We start from the raw sequence: 19,182 nt of genomic DNA, 5'->3' as shown, positions 1-19,182 counted from the left end.
ACGGCATACATTACCGATAATTCACTTTTTGTCGGCGATGCGCTGAGGTAAATCCCTCGTGTCTACTCCAACGACACGGGCGATCCATGACGTCCCCTTCTACCCCCCACGAGATTGAAGCGCAGCCAGAACCGGCGGAGATCGGGTGGCGGCCATTCCTGAGGCGCAATCAACGTTATCTTTCCGCCTTGGGCATCCTCCTGATGATCGCGCTCTTCGGGGTGGCGATTTTTCACCTCACTGCCGAAGTGCAGTATGAGGATGTGGTGGCGGCACTGGCAGGCACGAGCTGGAGCGCGGTGGCAACCGCCATTCTGCTCACTGGTCTGAGCTTTCTTGCGCTTACCTTCTACGACGTCGGCGCACTCGACTACGTCAAACGCAAGCTCCCCTATGTCGACGTCGCTCTGACGGCATCCTGTGCCTATGCTGTGGGCAACACCGCGGGCTTCGGACCGTTGAGCGGCGGCGCGATCCGGTACCGCTCCTATTCCCGTCTCGGCCTGGAGCCCGATGAAATCGGCCGGGTCATTGCCTTCGTCACGCTCACCTTCGGCCTCGGCCTTGCCGCCGTCGCCTGCCTCAGCCTGCTCGCCGTTGCCGAGTATGTTGCGCCGCTGATGGGGATCGAGCCGTTCTGGCTGCGGGCAATCGCCATGCTCGTGCTTGCCGCCATGCTCGCGGTCATGGTGGCGGCGCGGAGCGGTCATGAGGTGAGCATCGGCCGCGTCACCCTGCGCCTGCCGGATACCAGGACCTCGTCGCGTCAGTTTCTGGTAACGGCGCTTGATCTCGCTGCCTCCGCTACGGTGCTCTACGTGCTGCTGCCGTCGGGCACGATCGGCTGGCCGGCATTCCTGGCGATCTATTCCGTCGCGGTCGGCCTCGGCGTGCTGAGCCACGTCCCGGCCGGGTTGGGGGTCTTCGAAACGGTGATCGTCGCGACCCTCGGCCGGGCCGCTGATGTCGATGCGGTCCTCGGCGCACTGGTCCTCTACCGTGTGATCTACCATGTGTTGCCGCTGCTGATCGCCATTTTTGTGATCATCGGCATGGAGCTCCGCCAGCTCGCTGGACATCCGGCCGCGTCCAGCCTGCGCCGCGCCGGCGGACGGATGACGCCGCTGCTGCTTGCGACACTCGCTCTCGTGCTCGCCCTGATGCTGGTTCTTTCGAGCGTCACGCCGACGCCGGACGAGAACCTGGCCTTCCTCGCCGACCATGTCTCCCTGCCGATCGTCGAAGGGGCGCATTTCCTGGCAAGCCTGCTGGGCCTGGCCCTGGTCATCGTCGCGCGCGGGCTGGCACTGCGGCTCGATGGCGCCTGGTGGGCATCGGTCGTCATCGCGCTCACCGCGCTTTTGCTCTCGCTCGTCAAGGCGGTGGCGCTCGTCGAAGCAGGCATGCTCGCCTTCTTCATCCTCGGCCTCCTCGCCAGCCGCCGGCTTTTCGTCCGTCCCGCTTCGCTGTTCGGGCAGGCGCTGACAGCCCCCTGGCTGATGGCGATGGGCGTCATCTGCCTCGGTGCGTATGTCGTTCTGCTCTTCGTCTATCGAAACGTCGATTACAGCCATGAGCTCTGGTGGCAGTTCGAGTTTTCGGCGGAGGCGCCGCGCGGCCTGCGCGCGCTGCTGGGCGTGACGATCGGCGCGACCGCCGTGGCGATCTGGAGCCTCATGCGGCCGGCCACCACGGCAGTGGCGCCCGCATCCGAGGAGGAGCTCGAGCGCGCCATCGCCATTCTCGACGCCCAGGACATGTCTGATGCCAACCTGGTGCGGATGGGCGACAAGAGCATCATGTTCTCGGCGGACGGCCGCGCCTTCATCATGTATGGCCGCTGGGCGCGCTCCTGGATCGCACTTTTCGATCCTGTCGGGCCCTTGGATGCCTGGCCGGACTTGATCTGGCAGTTCATCGAGACGGCGCGTTCCAACGGCTGCCGTGCCGTCTTCTATCAGGTCTCGCCCAAGGGCCTAGCTTACTACGCCGATGCGGGCTTGAGGGCCTTCCGCCTCGGCGAGCTCGCCGAGGTCGACCTTGCGCGCTTCGAGATGAAAGGCGGCAAATGGGCGAACCTGCGCCAGCAGGTGAGCCGCGGCCAGCGGGATGGGCTGGAATTTTCACTGGTGATGCCCGCCGATGTGCCGGCGATCCTGCCGGAACTTGCGCAGATATCCGATGCCTGGCTTGCGCACCACAGCGCCCGCGAGAAGGGCTTTTCGCTCGGCGCCTTCGATCCGGGTTATCTTGCGGAACAGCCGGTAGCGATCCTCAAATGCAATGGCCGCATCGTCGCCTTCGCGAACATCCTTGTGACCGGCACCAAGGAAGAGGGATCCGTGGATCTGATGCGCTTCTCGCCGGAGGCGCCCCGGGGCGCGATGGATTTCCTGTTCGCGCAGCTGATGGAATATCTGAAGGCGCAGGGCTATCGTCGGTTCAATCTCGGAATGGCGCCGCTTTCCGGCATGTCCTCTCGCCGGCTGGCCCCGGTTTGGGACCGTGCGGGACGGACCTTCTACGAGCACGGCGAACGCTATTACAACTTCAAGGGCCTGCGCGCCTTCAAGTCCAAGTTCCATCCGCATTGGCAGCCACGCTATCTGGTAGCGAGCGGCGGGCTCAACCCGATCCTGGCGCTGATGGACGCGACCTTCCTGATCGGCGGCGGCCTCAAGGGAGTGATAAGGAAATGACAGTCATGGGCAAAGTTCGGAAAGCCGCGATCCTCGCGGCCCTTGTCCTCGGGGCGGCCAACCTCTCGGCCGCGGCCGAGGACGCGCAGAAGTTCGACACAGGGATGATCCCGTCGCCGCATATCCTGTTCCCCAATCAAGAGGCGGCAGGACTCGTCGTGCTGCTTTCGGATGCCGGCGGATGGACGGCGAGGGAGGATACCGCGGCTCGTGCGCTTTCCGACGAAAACGCGATCGTCATCGGCATCGACCTGAAGGCCTATCTGGCGTCGCTCGCCAAGGACGACGGTGACTGCATTTATACGGTCTCCGACCTCGAATCCTTGAGCCAGCAGGTGCAGCGCGCGGCGGGCAGTGGCGCCTATCGCCCGCCTGTCATTGCCGGTGTCGGCGCCGGCGGCGCAATGGCGCTGGCGATCGCCGCGCAATCCCCCGCCGCGACGATCGGCAGGACGCTTGCAGTCGATCCAGAAGAAGGAATCGCTCTGACCAAGCAGCTCTGCACGCCGGCCGAGAAGAGCCGCAAGAACGACCGCATGGTGTACGGCTTGACCGACGGAGCCTTGCCCGACCCGGTATCCGTCACCTTTTCTCCGGCAGCGTCTGCGGCAGGTCGAGACCATGTCGCTGCGCTTATCGAGAAGCATTCCGAAATCGAGACCGACGAGACGGACGACGAAGCCTATAAGGCGCTCTCCGACGCGCTGTCGAATTATCTAGGGGAGGATGACGAAGCGGATAATCCGTTCGGATTGCCGCTGACGGTCCTCGACGCCAAGCCGAGCCGCGATACGATGGCGGTGATCTATTCCGGCGATGGCGGTTGGCGCGATATCGACAGGGAGGTCGGCAATGTCCTGCAACAGCAGGGCGTTCCCGTCGTCGGCGTGGATTCGCTGCGCTATTTTTGGGAGCGCCAGCCGCAGGAGAGCGCCAACGATCTTCAGCGGATCATCGACTACTATCGCAAGCGGTGGAATGTCCGAAACGTGCTCTTGATCGGCTACTCCTTCGGCGCCGATATCCTGCCGCGCATCTATAACCTGCTGCCGCCCGCAGAGCGGGCGCGCGTCCGCCAGGTGACGCTGATGGCGTTGTCGCATCAGGCGGACTTCAAGATCTCGGTCTTCGGTTGGCTCGGCGCGGAAGGGGCGGGCAGCGCGGGCGACCCGGTCGACGACATCAAGGCGATCGATCCGTCGCTGCTCCAGTGCTTCTACGGAACCGAGGAAGAGGACGATGCCTGCCCGGAACTGAAATCATCCGGCGCCGATGTTGTCGCTATCGAAGGGGGCCATCATTTCGACGAGGACTATCCGGCCCTGACGCGTCGCGTTCTCGACGGCCTAGACCGGCGGCTCGCTCAGGCGAAGTGAGCCGGCGCTTCCAATTGACCACCCCTCCACAATTGATCGGAAGGTGGGGGGTCTTGGCCGCACAAGATGAGACATTCGCTGGCCGCTGGGGTATGATTGGGTCGGCCTGGAATTCTGGCACCCGAGAGTGGCAGTACACGAAGACTGGGTGGTCACATGAACGATCCGACGGTGCACAGACGTTTGACGGCCATCCTCGCTGCAGACGTCGTGACGTACAGCCGCCTCATGGGCCAGGACGAGGCAGGCACTCACGCGGCATGGAAATCGCACCGCCGGGAACTGATCGACGCCAAGATAGCCGAGCATGAGGGTCGCATCGTGAAGCTCACGGGCGACGGATTCCTGGCGGAATTTCCAAGTGTTGTAAATGCTGTCACCTGCGCGGCCACGGTCCAGCGGGGTATGGTGGAACGCAATGCGGGTGTGCCGCAGCGCAGCCGGATAGAGCTTCGGATGGGCATCAACCTCGGGGACGTGATCGTCGAGGGCGATGACATATTCGGGGATGGCGTCAATGTGGCGGTTCGACTTGAAAGCATAGCGACGCCCGGCGGGATCGCGGTCTCTGCAGCCGTTCGAGATAACGTCGGCAATCGGCTCGATCTTCGATTCGAGGATATGGGCGAGCAGGCACTCAAGAACATCGACCGTCCGGTGCGCGCCTATGGCATTACCCTGGACTTTCCTACGGCTCTCCGAACGACCGGTTCGGATTCTAGCCAGCAAGATCCTTGGGAGATCGAAAAGCCGTCGATCGCGGTTCTACCTTTCAACAACATAAGCGGTGACCCAGAGCAGGAGTATTTCAGCGATGGGATCACCGAGGACATCATTACCGATTTGTCGAAAATATCCGGCCTGTTCGTCGTCGCCCGCAATACTGCCTATACATACAAGGGCAAACCGGTGAAGGTGCAGCAGGTGAGCCAGGATCTAAGGGTCAACTTTATCCTGGAGGGAAGCATCCGCAAGGCCGGGTCGCGTGTGCGCGTTACCGCGCAGCTCGTGGAGGGCAAGGGTGGTGGTCATGTATGGGCCGACCGCTACGACCGTGATCTCACCGACATATTCGCCCTGCAAGACGAGATCACCCATACCATCGTCGACCATCTGAAGGTCAAGCTGCTGCCAGAGGAGAAGAAAGTCATCGGTCGAGTCCCGACGGGGAATTTCGAGGCCTATGCGTATTACCTCAGGGGTCGGCATTTTCTGCACTGGCACTGCAAATCGCATTACGTGCTTGCGAAGCGCATGTTCGCAATGGCTGTCGAACTCGACCCGCTTTATGCGCGGGCCTATGCGGGAATCGCGGACTGCGATTCCTTCCTCTTCCTTCACTATAACGCCGATGTCTCGATTGACGGCATTCTGGCGACGAGCGCCAAGGCGCTGGACCTTGAGAGCGGCCTGGCAGAAGCGCATGCTTCACGTGGCCTCGCCCTCTCGCTTCGCGAGCGGCATTCGGAAGCGATGGCAGAGTTTGAGCAGGCGATCGCCCTCGATCCCAATCTTTTCGAAGCTTACTACTTTTATGCCCGTGCCTGCTTTACGCAGGGTAAGCTGGATGAAGCGGCCCGGCTTTTCCTGCGCGCCGCAGAACTCAAGCCGGATGATTACCAAGCCTTGCTTGTGCTCGTTAACATTCTCCGATCACTCGGGCGCGATCAGGAAATGAGGATGGCGGCACAGGAAGGTGTTGCGCGGGCCGAGCGTGAGCTCAGGCTGCGTCCGGAGAATGCGAGACCCGCCTATTTGGGAGCCTTGGGTCTCGCGGCGCTTGGAGACCACGACCGTGCTAAGGAATGGGCAGGACGCGCCTTGACCATCGATCCCGACGATCGTCTGGCGAAATACAACGTGGCCTGCTTTTACTCGCTCGAGGGTGAACATGACCGGGCAATCGATCTGCTCGTGGAGCTTCTCCCGCGCGCCACCCACGAAACAAAACGATGGGTGAAGTACGACTCGGACCTCGATCCCATCCGAGAACATGCGCGGTTCCCGAAGGTGCTTGAACTCCTCGGGTAAGAGACTTTGCCCCGTTTCAAAGCGCCGGAGAAATCAGCGCGCCAGAGGCATCGCCGACCGTGTGGCTGACCGCCCGCCCATCCTGCATCGTGACCTTGCCCTCGGCGACCTGTCGGAGCGCCAGCGGATAGGTCTTGTGCTCGACCGTCAGGACGCGCGCGGCGAGCGTCTCCGGTGTGTCGCCGGCAAGGATCGGGACGGCGGCCTGGGCGATAATCGGGCCGTCGTCCATGCCCTCGGTGACGAAATGCACCGTACAGCCGGCAAGCTTCATGCCCGCCTCGAGGGCGCGTTGATGCGTATGCAGCCCCGGGAAAAGCGGCAGCAGCGACGGATGGATGTTGAGGATCCGGCCTGCGTGGCGCTTTATGAAGGCGGCGGACAGCAGGCGCATATAGCCGGCAAGGCAGATGATGTCCGGCTGCAGCCGGTCGAGCTCGGCGAGGATCGCCGCTTCGTGATCTTCCTTGCTTTGGAAGTCCTTGCGCACGAACGAGGCTGTGGCGATGCCGAGCGCTGCCGCCTTGGCAAGGCCGCCGGCTTCCGCCTTGTCGGAAATGACGGCAATGATTTCGGCCGGAAAATCCGGTTCGGCCGCGGCTTTCGCCAGCGACAGCATGTTGGAGCCGCCGCCGGAGATGAAGACGACCACCTTTTTCTTCCTGGCCGGGGATAGACTCATAGGGCGAGGCTGCCCTTGTAGATCGTGCCGGCGGCACCCTCTTCGCGCGCCACCATGCGGCCGAGCGGGAAGACGGTTTCGCCTTCACCGGCAAGCACCGCCGCGACCCTGTCGGCTTCCGCTGCCGGAACGACGGCGATCATGCCGACACCGCAATTGAAGGTGCGCAGCATCTCATTGGCGGCGACGCCGCCTGTCTTGGCCAGCCAGGAGAAGACCGCCGGCGGCTTGACGGCGTCGAGGTCGATCTCGGCGGCGAGATGCTTGGGCAGCACGCGCGGAATGTTTTCCGGAAAGCCGCCGCCGGTGATGTGCGCCAGCGCCTTGATCGCGCCGGTCTCGCGGATTGCCTTCAGGAGCGGTTTCACATAGATGCGGGTCGGGGTCATCAGCCCTTCGGCAAGTGTGCCCTCGCCGAAGGGCGCCGGCGTGTCCCAGGAAAGGCCAGAGAGCGAGACGATCTTGCGGACCAGCGAATAGCCGTTCGAATGCACGCCGGAGGAGGCAAGGCCGAGGATGACGTCGCCTTCCGCAATGTCGCCCGCCGGCAGCAACTGCCCGCGCTCGGCCGCGCCGACGGCAAAACCGGCAAGATCGTAGTCGCCGCCGGAATACATGCCCGGCATTTCCGCCGTTTCGCCGCCGATCAGCGCGCAGCCCGCCTCGCGGCAGCCGGCGGCGATGCCGGCGACGATTGCCGCCCCCTGGTCGGGATCGAGCTTGCCGGTGGCGAAATAATCGAGGAAGAACAAGGGTTCGGCGCCCTGCACGACAAGGTCGTTGACGCACATGGCGACGAGGTCGATGCCGACCGTGTCGTGCTTGTCGGCGTCGATGGCGATCTTGAGCTTGGTGCCGACGCCGTCATTGGCGGCGACAAGGACCGGATCGGTGAAGCCGGCCGCCTTGAGATCGAAGAGGCCGCCGAAGCCGCCGATCTCGCCGTCGGCTCCGGGACGCCGGGTCGAGCGCACATGCGGCTTGATCTTTTCGACCATCAGATTGCCGGCATCGATATCCACACCCGCGTCGTTATAGGTGAGGCCGTTCTTTCCCGACTGGCTCATGCTCGTTCTCCAAGGCTCGTCGTATTTTGCGGATGCGATTGGCACGGTAAGCTAAGGAGTGCAAGCGGAGAGGCCGGGCCTTGCGGCCTTTTTTCACGTTTTTGCCTTCGCTCATCGCCTTCAGGCGCGAACGGAGCGGATTGAAGGCAGCCGGGCTTGACCTGCGCGCGCGCTGCACCCTATCTCGTCGGACGAAGATGCGGGCGCGCACCGTGCGACGACCGCGGGACGGGGATACCATGGGCAATCGGATCAGCGGTTTAGGACTTCAGCGCCAGATCTTCTTCTGGCTGCTCGTGCTCGCCGCCTTCATCGCTTTCCTGATGGTCTTCAGTTCCATCCTCCTGCCGTTCCTCGCCGGGATGGCGCTGGCCTATTTCCTCGACCCGGTCGCCGACCGGCTGCAACGCCTTGGCCTCAGCCGCCTGATGGCGACGATCGCCATTCTCGTCGCCTTCGTTCTTCTCTTTGCGCTGTCGCTGATCATCGTCATCCCGCTGATCTTCACCCAAGCGGCCGATTTCATCCAGAAGATGCCCGGCTATGTCGCCAGGCTTCAGGCCTTCGTGGCGGATACCACCCAGTCGACCCTCGTGCCGGACTGGCTCGAGGCGCAAATGGCGACGATCAAGGAGAATTCCGCCAAGCTTCTCGAGCAGGGGGCAGTCTTTCTCGGCACCCTGTTCCAGCAGCTCTGGAATTCAGGCATGGCGCTCCTGGATATCCTGTCGCTCTTCATCATCACACCGGTGGTCGCCTTCTATCTGTTGCTCGATTGGGACCACATGGTCGAGAAGGTGGATAGCTGGGTGCCGCGCGACCATGTCGACGTGGTGCGCCAGATCGCCCGCGACATGAACACGACGATCGCCGGCTTCGTTCGCGGCCAGGGCTCGTTATGCCTCATTCTCGGCCTTTACTATGCGGTTGGCCTGTCGCTTGTGGGCCTGAATTTCGGACTGCTGATCGGTTTTTTCGCCGGTATGATCAGCTTCATCCCCTATGTCGGCTCGCTGGTCGGCCTGGTTCTTGCCGTCGGCGTGGCGATCGTCCAGTTCTGGCCGGACTATCTCTGGATCCTGCTCGTCCTTGCCGTCTTCTTCACCGGCCAGTTCCTCGAAGGCAACGTTCTTCAGCCTAAGCTGGTCGGCAAGAGCGTTGGCCTCCATCCCGTCTGGCTGATGTTCGCGCTGCTTGCCTTCGGCGCGCTGTTCGGCTTCGTCGGCCTGCTCGTCGCGGTGCCGGCGGCTGCCGCGGTCGGAGTGCTTGTCCGTTTCGGCATCCAGCGATACCTTGATAGCGACCTCTATCATGGGCATAGGGCGGCCGCGAACCAGCAGTCGGAGGGCCAGGAGCCCAGCCGACCTATGCCGTCCTCCAGAGCAAAGCATGACAAGACGTCCTAACGAACAACTGCCGCTCGTCTTCGGCCACGACCCGTCAACCGGCCGGGAGGATCTGCTTGTCTCCGATCGCCTGAGCGCGGCCATTGCAATCGTGGATCATTGGCCGGATTGGCCGTCGCCGGTCGTCATCATCGCCGGTCCGGTCGGTTCCGGGAAGTCGCACCTCGCCAGCATCTGGCGAGAGGCGTCGGGTGCCGAACCGATCCATCCCGTTGCCGGTACGGACGCCGCCGACGTCGCCGCTTCGAAGCCGGTGCTTTTCGAGGATGTCGACCGAAAGGGTTTCGACGACACGGCGCTATTCCATGTCATCAACAGCGTCCGCCAGAACGGTACGGCGCTTCTGATGACCTCGCGGCTGTGGCCGATGTCCTGGCCGGTGACCCTTCCAGACCTCAAGTCGCGCCTCAAGGCCGCCACCGTTGTCGAGATCGGCGAACCGGACGACGAACTCCTGACGCAGGTGCTCTTCAAGCTTTTTGCCGATCGCCAGCTGCTCGTCGACGAGCGTTTCGTGGCCTATATAGTCAATCGGATGGAGCGCTCGCTAGAGGCTGCACAGACCCTTGTCGAGCGGATGGACCATCTGGCGCTTGCCCGCGGCACGCGGTTGACGCGGGCCCTTGCGGCGGAAGTCTTGGAAGAACTCGCAATTGCCCGCCGGCCCGATTGACTGTCACAGAACCGTCGTCAAAGTGGGATAGCTCGTTCATCCGGAGCAATGGGGTCTGATGGGAATGGATAACGCGACGTCTGCAATCACCGAAAACAGGGCGCCGGCGGAGCAAATTGACCTTCTGACGAGCCCCGAGCGTTTCATCAACCGCGAGTTCTCGTGGCTTCAATTCAACCGCCGGGTACTCGAGGAGACGCTGAACACCGCGCATCCGCTCCTGGAGCGCGTCCGCTTCCTGTCGATTTCAGCTGCCAACCTCGACGAATTCTTCATGGTCCGCGTCGCCGGCCTCGAGGGCCAGGTGCGATCGGGCGTTTCGTTGCGCAGCCCGGACGGCAAGACGCCGGCCGAACAACTCGACGAGATCCTGAAGGAGATCGACAATCTCCAGATGGAGCAGCAGGCATCGCTCGCAGTCCTCCAGCAATATCTCGCCAAGGAAGATATTCTGATCGTGCGTCCGGCTTCTCTTTCGGCGCAGGACAAGAGCTGGCTCGCCAATGAATTCGACCAGTCGATCTTCCCGGTCCTGACGCCGCTTTCGATCGACCCGGCGCACCCGTTCCCGTTCATTCCGAATCTCGGCTTCTCCATGGGCCTGCAACTCGTCAGTAAGACCGGCCGCGAGCCGATGACGGCGCTCCTGCGCCTGCCGGTGGCACTCGACCGGTTCGTCCGCCTGCCGGACGTCAAGAACGTCATCCGTTACATCACTCTCGAAGATGTCGTCGGCCTGTTCATCGACCGCCTGTTCCCGGGCTATGAGGTTCAGGGTTCGGGGACGTTCCGGATCATCCGCGACAGCGATATCGAAGTCGAGGAAGAGGCGGAAGATCTGGTCCGGCTGTTCGAGACGGCGTTGAAGCGCCGCCGCCGCGGGTCGGTGATCCGCATCGAAACCGATTCCGAAATGCCGGCGTCGCTGCGCCAGTTCGTCGTGCACGAACTCGGCGTTCCGGACAACCGCGTCGCCGTGCTGCCCGGGCTGCTGGCGCTCAACACGCTTTCCGAAATCACCAAGGCGCCGCGCGAGGACCTTCGTTTCGAGCCCTATAATCCACGGTTCCCGGAACGCGTCCGCGAGCACGGCGGCGACTGCCTCGCCGCGATCCGCGAGAAGGACATGGTGGTCCACCATCCTTACGAGTCCTTCGACGTCGTCGTGCAGTTCCTGCTGCAGGCGGCGCGCGATCCCGACGTGCTGGCGATCAAGCAGACGCTCTATCGTACCTCCAACGACAGCCCGATCGTGCGCGCGCTTATCGATGCCGCCGAGGCAGGCAAGTCGGTCACCGCGCTTGTCGAGCTCAAGGCCCGCTTCGACGAGGAGGCGAATATTCGCTGGGCACGCGACCTCGAGCGCGCCGGCGTCCAGGTGGTCTTCGGCTTCATCGAATTGAAGACCCACGCGAAGATGTCGATGGTCGTGCGGCGGGAAGAGGGCAAGCTCAGGACCTATTGCCATCTCGGCACGGGCAACTACCACCCGGTCACGGCGAAGATCTATACCGATCTTTCGTTCTTCACCTGCAATCCGGTGATCGCCCACGACATGGCGAACATCTTCAACTTCATCACCGGCTATGGCGAGCCGGAGGCGGGGATGAAGCTCGCGGTCTCGCCGCACACCATGCGCCCGCGGATCCTCAAGCACATCGAGGAGGAGATTGCGCACGCCGAAGCGGGTCGGCCGGCGGCGATCTGGATGAAGATGAACGCGCTCGTCGATCCGGAAATCATCGATGCTCTCTACCGGGCAAGCCGCGCAGGCGTAGAGATCGATCTCGTCGTTCGCGGCATCTGCTGCCTGAGGCCGCAGGTCCCCGGGCTTTCCGAAACCATCCGTGTCAAGTCCATCGTCGGCCGCTTCCTCGAGCATTCCCGGATCTTCTGCTTCGGCAACGGCCACGGCCTGCCTTCGGAAAATGCGCTTGTCTATATCGGTTCGGCGGATATGATGCCGCGCAACCTGGACCGGCGGGTCGAGACGCTCGTGCCTCTCATCAACCGGACTGTGCACGAACAGGTTCTTTCGCAGATCATGCTGGGCAATCTCATCGACAACCAGCAGAGCTACGAGATTCTTCCGGACGGCACCTCGCGCCGCATGGAAGTCGACAAGGACGCCGAGCCGTTCAACGCGCAGCATTATTTCATGACCAATCCCAGCCTTTCGGGCCGGGGTGAGGCTCTGAAGTCCAGTGCACCGAAGCTGATTGCCGGCTGGAATAGCGGTTGGCGCAAGTAAACTGGAATCGCATGGTCGAATCTGAAGCGCAGGGGCGTCTGCCCGGCATACGCCCGGTGTCCGTCGTGGACATCGGCTCCAACTCCATTCGCCTCGTCGTCTACGAGGGGCTTAGCCGTGCCCCGACCGTGCTCTTCAATGAGAAGGTGATGTGCGGCCTCGGCAAGGGCATCGACGCCACCGGCCGGATGGAGGAGGAGAGCGTTCAGCGGGCGCTGAAAGCGCTGCACCGGTTCCGTGCGCTGTCCGACCAGGCCCGCGCCACGCAAATGTATGTGCTGGCGACGGCCGCCGCGCGCGAGGCCTCGAACGGCGCCGTCTTCATCGAGAAGGCGGAAGCCATTCTCGATCAGAAGGTTCGGATCCTCACCGGCGAGGAGGAAGCCTATTACTCGGCCATGGGCGTCGTCAGCGGCTACCACGATCCGGATGGCATCGTCGGCGACCTTGGCGGCGGTTCGCTCGAACTGGTCGAGGTCGAGGGCAGGCGCATCGGCAACGGGATCACCTTGCCGCTCGGCGGCATCCGGCTGTTCGAGCACAGCAACGGCTCCCTGAGCCGGGCGCGCACCTGGGTGCGGAAGTTCATGAAGGGCGCGGATGTACTGGGGCGGGGTACCGGGCGCACCTTCTACGCCGTTGGCGGAACCTGGCGCGCCATCGCCAAGCTGCAGATGGAAATGCGTGGCTATCCGCTGCACATGATGCAGGGCTATGAGATCTCCTATGACGAGGCGATGGCGATCCTGGCCGAAGTGATCGAGCCCAAGACCCTGAAGCCCTCCGCCTTCGCGACGATTTCCAAGAGCCGTCGCAGCCTCTTGCCATTCGGCGCCGTGACGATGCAGGAGGCGATCTCGATCATGAAGCCCGAGCGCATTTCGTTTTCGGCGCTTGGCGTTCGCGAAGGCTACCTCTACTCGCTCCTTTCCGACGACGAACGCCTTCAGGACCCGTTGCTGACCGCTGCCGACGAGATCGCCATCCTGCGTGCCCGCTCCCCGGAACATGCGCGCGAGCTTGCCGAGTGGACCGGGCGGATGGTGCCGCATTTCGGCATCGAGGAAGCCGAGGAGGAGCGCCGTTACCGCGAGGCCGCCTGCCTGCTGGCGGATATCAGCTGGCGCGCGCATCCGGACTATCGCGGCCTGCAGGCGTTGAACATCATCGCGCACTCCGCTTTCACCGGCATTACCCATGCCGGCCGCGCCTATATCGCGCTTGCAAATTATTATCGTTTCGAGGGGCTCAACGACGACGGCGCCACCAGCCCGCTCGCCGGCATCACCACGCCGCGCCTGCTCGAACTGGCAAAGCTGCTCGGCGGCCTGTTGCGGGTTGCCTATCTCTTCTCCGCCTCGATGCCGGGCGTCGCGCGCCATCTGACCCTGCGGCCGTCGCCGCGGCCGGAGGTCGATCTCGAATTCGTCGTGCCCGCGGCCTATCTCGATTTCGAGGGCGAACGTCTCGACGGCCGCCTGCAGCAACTGAGCCGGCTGACGGGCAAGAAGCTCGCTTTCCACTTCGAGAGCTGAGCGGTCACCAAGCGGCGTCGTTTCAGATGGTGGGAACGGTCGCGCGCGGGTCTCCACGCGCGACCGTTCGGCTATTCGGCTTTCAGGAAGTCGCCGACTTCGAGCAGCACGAATTCGTTGTCGTCTGCCTTGTCGAGCGCACGTCCGGCGGAGAAGGGCAGGTTGTTGTCGTTGCCGACGATGATATGCGCGTCGTCGACGCGATCGACGTTCTCGATGGTGACGAAAGGCATGTCATAATAGCCGTCGCCGCCCTGGCGCTTCCTGTTGTCCGGATCGGAAATCTTCAGGAGGTCGATGTAACCGATCTTGCGCACGGCCTTGCCGACATACTCATCGTCCATCGCGATCTTGTAGACGCGCTTCAGCTTCGACCCGACCGCGAAGCAATCCGGCTTCGGATCCTTGGGATCGGCGCAGGCCTTGTCGACGGTGCCGGCACCATTGTCGCGCTCGATTACCAGCGCCGACTTTTCGTCGAGCATATTGAAGTCGCCGATCGCCTCGCCGCCTTCGGCGAGCGGATAGAGCCAGCTACGCCCGGTCCAGGCCTTGGCTGCGGCATCGAGCTCGACGATGCGGAGCGCCGGGCGGCCATCCGCCTGTTCGACCGTTTCGCCGTCGGTCCAGATCGGCCCCTCGAGCAGGCCGTAGAGTTTGGTGCCGTCCTTGGACAGAGCCAGACCTTCATAGCCGCCGGAGCGCTTGAGGTTGAAAGCGGGCGCCCTCTTCGACGGGTCCGCCTGGAGCGTCAGCGTCGGATTGTCCGGCGACAGCACCGGCTTGCCGTCCACCGTCGTCGGGATCACGTCGGTGAGCTTGCCGGTCGTGTCGAACTTCAGCACGTAGGGACCGAATTCTTCGCCGATCCAGAAGCCGTCGGAGACCGGCTGGATCGACTCGACGTCGAAGTCTCCGCCGGTGAGATAGCGTGTGGCAGAGCCTTCCATGACGATCGGGAAGGGCGCCTTGCGGTCGGGATCGGACAGGAAGACGGTTTTCAATGCTTCGACCTTGCCGGCGTCCCAGTCGATTTTCAGATGATGCAGCATCAGCATCGCGTCGGTCGAATTGAGCTTGTTGCCGAAGCCATTGTCCGAAAGGCTCCAGAAAGTGCCGTCCGGCATCGCCTTGATGCCGGAGAAGCCCTGCATCGGCTGGCCGTTGAAGGGGAGAGAAAGGCCGGTCGGGCGGACGCCGTCCTTGCCCGCTACGCTGCCGAGCTCCGTCGCGCGGTTGCGGTCGGCGGTCGAGAACTTGCCCGACGTCTTGAGGTAGTCCGCCGCATCCCCAGGCGCGGCGATGATCGTATTGGCCGGCAGGACCGCATGGGCCTTCAGCGTCGCCGGAAAGACCTTTTCATCGGCGAGCGCGGTGGTCGCCGACAGGAGCGTCAAGGCAACGGCGAGGATGGATTTCGTCATCAAATTCACCTGGGTTCGAGCTGTTGGGTTCGAGCTGTGTCGCTTCCCGATAGGCGGCTTTGATGACGGCGAGTTGACGCTTCTCTGACAGGCCGGTGAAGCTTTGATGACGGAGACACTAGCCGTCCACGGGAGCGAAGACGGAGCGTCTCAGGGCACGCTCCAGCTGCGCGGGGCGCAGCGAGAATACGCCGAGTTTCTGGCCGCGTCCCTTGATCTCGTGCTCTCCCAGGTCCTCGCTTCCGACGAAGGTCGGCAGGCGCATGCGCCGCAACAGATCGGCGGAAATCAGCACCTGCCGATCGAGCGTTCGGCAGAGACCTTCGAGACGCGCCGTCGTGTTCACGGTGTCCCCGAAATAGGTGATCTTGTGCCTGTCGACGCCGATTTCAGCGGCAACGATCGTTCCGCCGTGGAGGGCCGCGCGCAGGCGTGGGACCTCGCCGTACACCTTGTGCCAGCGGGAGGCGGAAGCTTGGACCTGGTCGAGAATGTCGAAGACGCAGCGAATGCAGGCGGCGTCGGCCACGGCTCGGTCAAAAGGCCAGGTGATGACCGCGGCGTCGCCGATATAGTCGTCGATGGAGCCGCGATAGCGCAGCACCGGATCGGCGAGCTCCGCAAACAGTTTGCCGAGATATTCCTGCATCCTGAGGTCGCCGAAGCGCTCGGCATAGGCGGTCGAGCCGGCGACGTCGATAAACAGGAATACGCGTTCCTCCTGCACCGGCTTGCGGTAGCGTCCCATAAGCAAGCTCAGGAAGACGTCGCGGCCGAGCAGTTCCCGCACCCGCAGCACGAAAATGATCGGACCGGAAACGACGAGCGCATAGACGAGCACATTGAAGGACGGCACCATCGCCTCGCTCCAGGACTGCTGCAGCACGCCCGTCGTCTTCAGCACCACCCCCGCCGCCACAAAACCGAGATTTTCGACGGCGAAATAGACGGCGATGGAGGACAGGAGAAAGGCTGGTGTCGGAAGGCTGTGGATCGCCCTGTAGAGGCGCCGCAGGATGATGCGGCGTTCAAAGGCAAGGACCGGCATGCAGATGAACACCGCAAAGGTCGCGCCGATCAGCGCTCCGTCGCCATAGACGACCCATGCATAGGCCACGCCGCTGCCGGCAAGAACCAGAAGCAGGAAAATGAATTCGAGCGTGGAAAATCTCCAGCGCATGCGCGATGGCCTCGGGAATCAAACAGCGGAAGGATGGCCGCGCCTGCGGAAGTCTCATTCGCGGCAGTGCGAACACCTGATCCGTTGAGTCGGATCAGCATTTCAATTCGTCTGGCTAAGACCGGATTCGGGCGGAAAGGTGTTGGCGGCTGCCGCCGTTCAACCGCCGATTTCCATCGCCTCGATCTTCTTTCCGACGAAGCGAAGCGCCACCTCGCCATTGATAAGCTTCAGCGCCATGTCGCCGAAAAGCTCCCGGCGCCAGCCGTGCAGCGCGGCGACGTCGGCCTTTTCGCCTTCGGCGGCGATCCGATCGAGATCGTCGCTGCTGGCGATGATCTTGGCCGCCACGCCCTCCTTTTCGGCGATGAGCTTCAGGAGCACTTTGAGCATCTCGCCCGCTGCCGCAGCGCCCTCCGGCGCGTGGTTCTGGCGCGGCAGGCGGGGCAGATCGGCCTTCGGAAGCGCCAGCGCCTCGGTGACCGCCTCGATGATCGCGGTCCCGGCAGCGGAACGCTCCCAACCCTTGGGAATGGTCCTCAGCCGGCCGAGTGCTTCCGCATCCTTCGGCTGCTGCTGGGCGATCTCGTAGATCGCGTCGTCCTTGATGATTCGGCCGCGCGGCACGTTGCGGGCCCGTGCTTCGCGCTCGCGCCAGGCGGCGATCTTCTGCAGCACCGCCAGCTCGATCGGCTTTCTGACGCGCATCTTCAGGCGCTGCCAGGCATTCTCCGGGTGAAGATCGTAGGTCTCCCGGTTCTCCAGAATGGCCATTTCCTCGGCCAGCCAAGAGGAGCGTCCTTCCCGCTCGAGCTCCGCCTTGAGGTAATGGTAGATGTCCCTGAGATGCGTTACGTCGGCCAGCGCATATTCGAGCTGCTTGTCGGTGAGCGGCCTGCGGCTCCAGTCGGTGAAGCGCGACGACTTGTCGATCTGCACGTTCTTGATGCGGCTGACGAGCTGGTCATAGGAGACGCTGTCGCCGAAGCCGCAGACCATGGCCGCCACTTGCGTGTCGAAAAGCGGATGCGGAATGAGGTTGCCGAGGTGGTGGATGATTTCGATGTCCTGGCGCGCCGCGTGGAAGACCTTGACGACGTCGGCATTGGCCATCAGCGCGAAGAAGGGCGCGAGGTCGATTCCCGGCGCCATCGGATCGACGATCACCGCCGCATCCGGGCTCGCCATCTGGATCAGGCAGAGTTCCGGCCAGAATGTGGTCTCGCGCAGAAATTCCGTGTCGATCGTAATATAGCTCGAGCGGGCCAGCTCTTGGCAGGCGGCCTCCAGTTCTACTGTCGTCTGAATCATCGGGACTGAAATCACTATGGCGAAAATGAGGCTTGAGCCTTCCCTCTATCGTTTCGCTGCGGCGGTAACAATCGAAAATGTCAGATAATTTTGAAATAGCCGGTCATCCCGGTCTTTTGATGTTCGATGATGTGGCAGTGGATCACCCAGTCGCCGGGGTTGTCGGCCACGAGCGCCACCTCCGCCTGTTCGTCCGGCAGGAGCAGGATCGTGTCGGTTGGCGGCGGCAGGAAGCTCCGCTTGTTTGAGCTGAGGATGCGGAAGCTCAAGCCGTGCAGGTGGATCGGGTGCGCATGCGGCGTGCGATTGGCGATTTCGAGCACATAGCTTTTGCCGAGCTTCATTTCCTCGATCGGCGCAATCGGCTCGGGCGTGTCCCCCGGCCACGGAACCTTGTTCAGCGCCCAGAAGGTGTAGCCGAGCGATCCGCAGATCGACGGCGTCGCCTTGTGTTCCGCGGTCGCCGTGAGCTCGAGCGGAATCCGTTTCGCCGTCGACAGGTCGGCTTCGGCGACAGGGTTGGCGGGGAGGGGAGCGACGTCGCCAAGATCCCGATTCAGGGCAGGTCCGGCCGCCCGGAAGCTTGCGATCGTCCAAGGGTTCGAGCCGCGGAAGTTGCCAAGCGTCGCGCGCCCCCCTTCGCTATAGGGCATGCGCAGGACGAGATCGACGCGCTGCCCCGGCCCGATATCCAAGCGGTCGAGCAGGAACGGATGTTCGACCGGGTTGCCATCGAGCGCGACCACCTTCGCCTTTGCGCCCTCTACACCGACCGTATAGATCCGCGTCACGTCGGTCGCCACGATCCTGGCGCGGACGAGGCCGCCGGCGGGCGCGTCGTAAACCGGTTCCTTCTGCCAATTGGCGGTTCTGACCGTTCCGTAGGTGCCGCCCCGCGCCGCATCCCGCGGTTTGAACGGGTCGATATATTTCCCCCCGGCGCCAAGCCGCCAGTCGCGAAGATTGAGGACAATCTCGGCGTCGTAAATGGGGTCCGCCGGATTCTCGACGACGATGACGCCGGTGAGGCCGTGGCCCATCTGTGTCAGCGTGTTGCAATGGGGATGGTACCAGAAGGTGCCGGCGTCGGGCGGGGTGAAGACATAGTCGAAGTGATCGCCGGGATAAACGTAAGGTTGGGTCATCTCCGGCACTCCATCCATGGCGTTAGCGACCCGCAAGCCGTGCCAATGGATCGTTGTCGGTTCATCGAGCCGGTTCACCAGCCTGGCCGCATAGGCCTCGCCCTTGCGCATCCTCAAGACCGGCGGCATGCCGGAATGGGGCGCATCGCCGAGCCCGTAGGTCATGACGGGCGTCACGCCGTCGGCCGCGATCTGCGCTTGCGCAAGCTGTGCCGTCAGCACTTGCGGTTCGGCAGTCGCTTCGGCGCGTGCTGCAAGTCCGGCGCCGAGCGCAAAGGCGCCGCCGAGCGCCGCCGAGCCCTGAAGAAAACTGCGGCGGCTCAGCATCGGGGTCATGGCGTCCACATTCGAAAAAGGCGGGCGGCAGAGCGATGGCGTTGCCCGCAGCGTTTCGGGAATGGC

13 protein-coding genes are annotated in these 19,182 nt (G+C 63.2%); 7 read left to right on the top strand and 6 right to left on the bottom strand.

The features are described from left to right. Nucleotides 1-86: 86 nt before the first annotated feature. From mprF to CO656_RS16955, 3 genes are all read left to right on the top strand, one after another. Entirely contained in the window at nt 87-2,699 is a 2,613-nt protein-coding gene (gene mprF / locus CO656_RS16965; protein WP_097526487.1) for a bifunctional lysylphosphatidylglycerol flippase/synthetase MprF, read from the top strand. Then, complete coding sequence (locus CO656_RS16960) at nt 2,696-4,075, top strand: AcvB/VirJ family lysyl-phosphatidylglycerol hydrolase (protein ID WP_097526486.1); 1,380 nt, start codon at nt 2,696-2,698, stop codon at nt 4,073-4,075. The genes mprF and CO656_RS16960 overlap by 4 nt, the downstream gene beginning before the upstream one ends. A gap of 156 nt (nt 4,076-4,231) precedes the next feature. Further along, nucleotides 4,232-6,106, top strand: a complete 1,875-nt coding sequence (locus CO656_RS16955; protein ID WP_097526485.1) for an adenylate/guanylate cyclase domain-containing protein — start codon at nt 4,232-4,234, stop codon at nt 6,104-6,106. 16 nt (nt 6,107-6,122) lie between these two features. Here the strand turns inward: CO656_RS16955 and purN are convergent, their stop codons facing one another. Then, nucleotides 6,123-6,788 carry a phosphoribosylglycinamide formyltransferase gene (gene purN, locus CO656_RS16950; protein ID WP_097526484.1) on the bottom strand — a complete coding sequence of 222 codons (666 nt, stop codon included), beginning with the start codon at nt 6,786-6,788 and terminating at the stop codon, nt 6,123-6,125. Next, nucleotides 6,785-7,855, bottom strand: coding sequence for a phosphoribosylformylglycinamidine cyclo-ligase (gene purM, locus CO656_RS16945; protein ID WP_097526483.1), 1,071 nt, complete (start codon nt 7,853-7,855; stop codon nt 6,785-6,787). The genes purN and purM overlap by 4 nt, the downstream gene beginning before the upstream one ends. A gap of 239 nt (nt 7,856-8,094) precedes the next feature. On the opposite strand from purM, the gene CO656_RS16940 reads away from it, so the two are divergent. From CO656_RS16940 to ppx, 4 genes are all read left to right on the top strand, one after another. Beyond that, the gene (locus tag CO656_RS16940) at nt 8,095-9,261 is read left to right on the top strand and encodes an AI-2E family transporter (protein ID WP_097526482.1); all 1,167 of its coding nucleotides are present in this window, start codon (nt 8,095-8,097) and stop codon (nt 9,259-9,261) included. Continuing rightward, nucleotides 9,245-9,934 (top strand): DnaA regulatory inactivator HdaA, encoded by a 690-nt coding sequence (hdaA, locus tag CO656_RS16935; RefSeq protein WP_037413926.1) that lies wholly within the window; start codon nt 9,245-9,247, stop codon nt 9,932-9,934. Before CO656_RS16940 ends, hdaA begins: the two co-directional genes overlap by 17 nt. Before the next feature lie 64 nt (nt 9,935-9,998). Continuing rightward, nucleotides 9,999-12,185 (top strand): RNA degradosome polyphosphate kinase, encoded by a 2,187-nt coding sequence (locus CO656_RS16930; RefSeq protein WP_086022722.1) that lies wholly within the window; start codon nt 9,999-10,001, stop codon nt 12,183-12,185. 11 nt (nt 12,186-12,196) lie between these two features. Next, nucleotides 12,197-13,720 (top strand): exopolyphosphatase, encoded by a 1,524-nt coding sequence (gene ppx / locus CO656_RS16925; protein ID WP_097526481.1) that lies wholly within the window; start codon nt 12,197-12,199, stop codon nt 13,718-13,720. Nucleotides 13,721-13,791: 71 nt separating this feature from the next. On the opposite strand, the gene CO656_RS16920 is transcribed toward ppx, so the two are convergent. From CO656_RS16920 to CO656_RS16905, 4 genes are all read right to left on the bottom strand, one after another. Then, nucleotides 13,792-15,144 carry an esterase-like activity of phytase family protein gene (locus CO656_RS16920; RefSeq protein ID WP_097526564.1) on the bottom strand — a complete coding sequence of 451 codons (1,353 nt, stop codon included), beginning with the start codon at nt 15,142-15,144 and terminating at the stop codon, nt 13,792-13,794. A 118-nt stretch (nt 15,145-15,262) separates the two neighbouring features. Then, on the bottom strand, nt 15,263-16,324 hold the full coding sequence (locus CO656_RS16915; protein ID WP_097526480.1) for an adenylate/guanylate cyclase domain-containing protein: 1,062 nt from the start codon (nt 16,322-16,324) through the stop codon (nt 15,263-15,265). A gap of 159 nt (nt 16,325-16,483) precedes the next feature. Continuing rightward, complete coding sequence (rnd, locus tag CO656_RS16910) at nt 16,484-17,635, bottom strand: ribonuclease D (RefSeq protein ID WP_097526479.1); 1,152 nt, start codon at nt 17,633-17,635, stop codon at nt 16,484-16,486. A gap of 80 nt (nt 17,636-17,715) precedes the next feature. Next, nucleotides 17,716-19,116: a multicopper oxidase family protein gene (locus CO656_RS16905; protein ID WP_097526478.1), complete on the bottom strand. Its 1,401-nt coding sequence runs from the start codon at nt 19,114-19,116 to the stop codon at nt 17,716-17,718. Between the last annotated feature and the right edge of the window lie 66 nt (nt 19,117-19,182).

This window comes from Sinorhizobium sp. FG01 (assembly GCF_002531875.1).
GTDB lineage: Bacteria > Pseudomonadota > Alphaproteobacteria > Rhizobiales > Rhizobiaceae > Sinorhizobium > Sinorhizobium fredii_C.
This window is presented reverse-complemented; position numbering and strand designations above follow the sequence as displayed.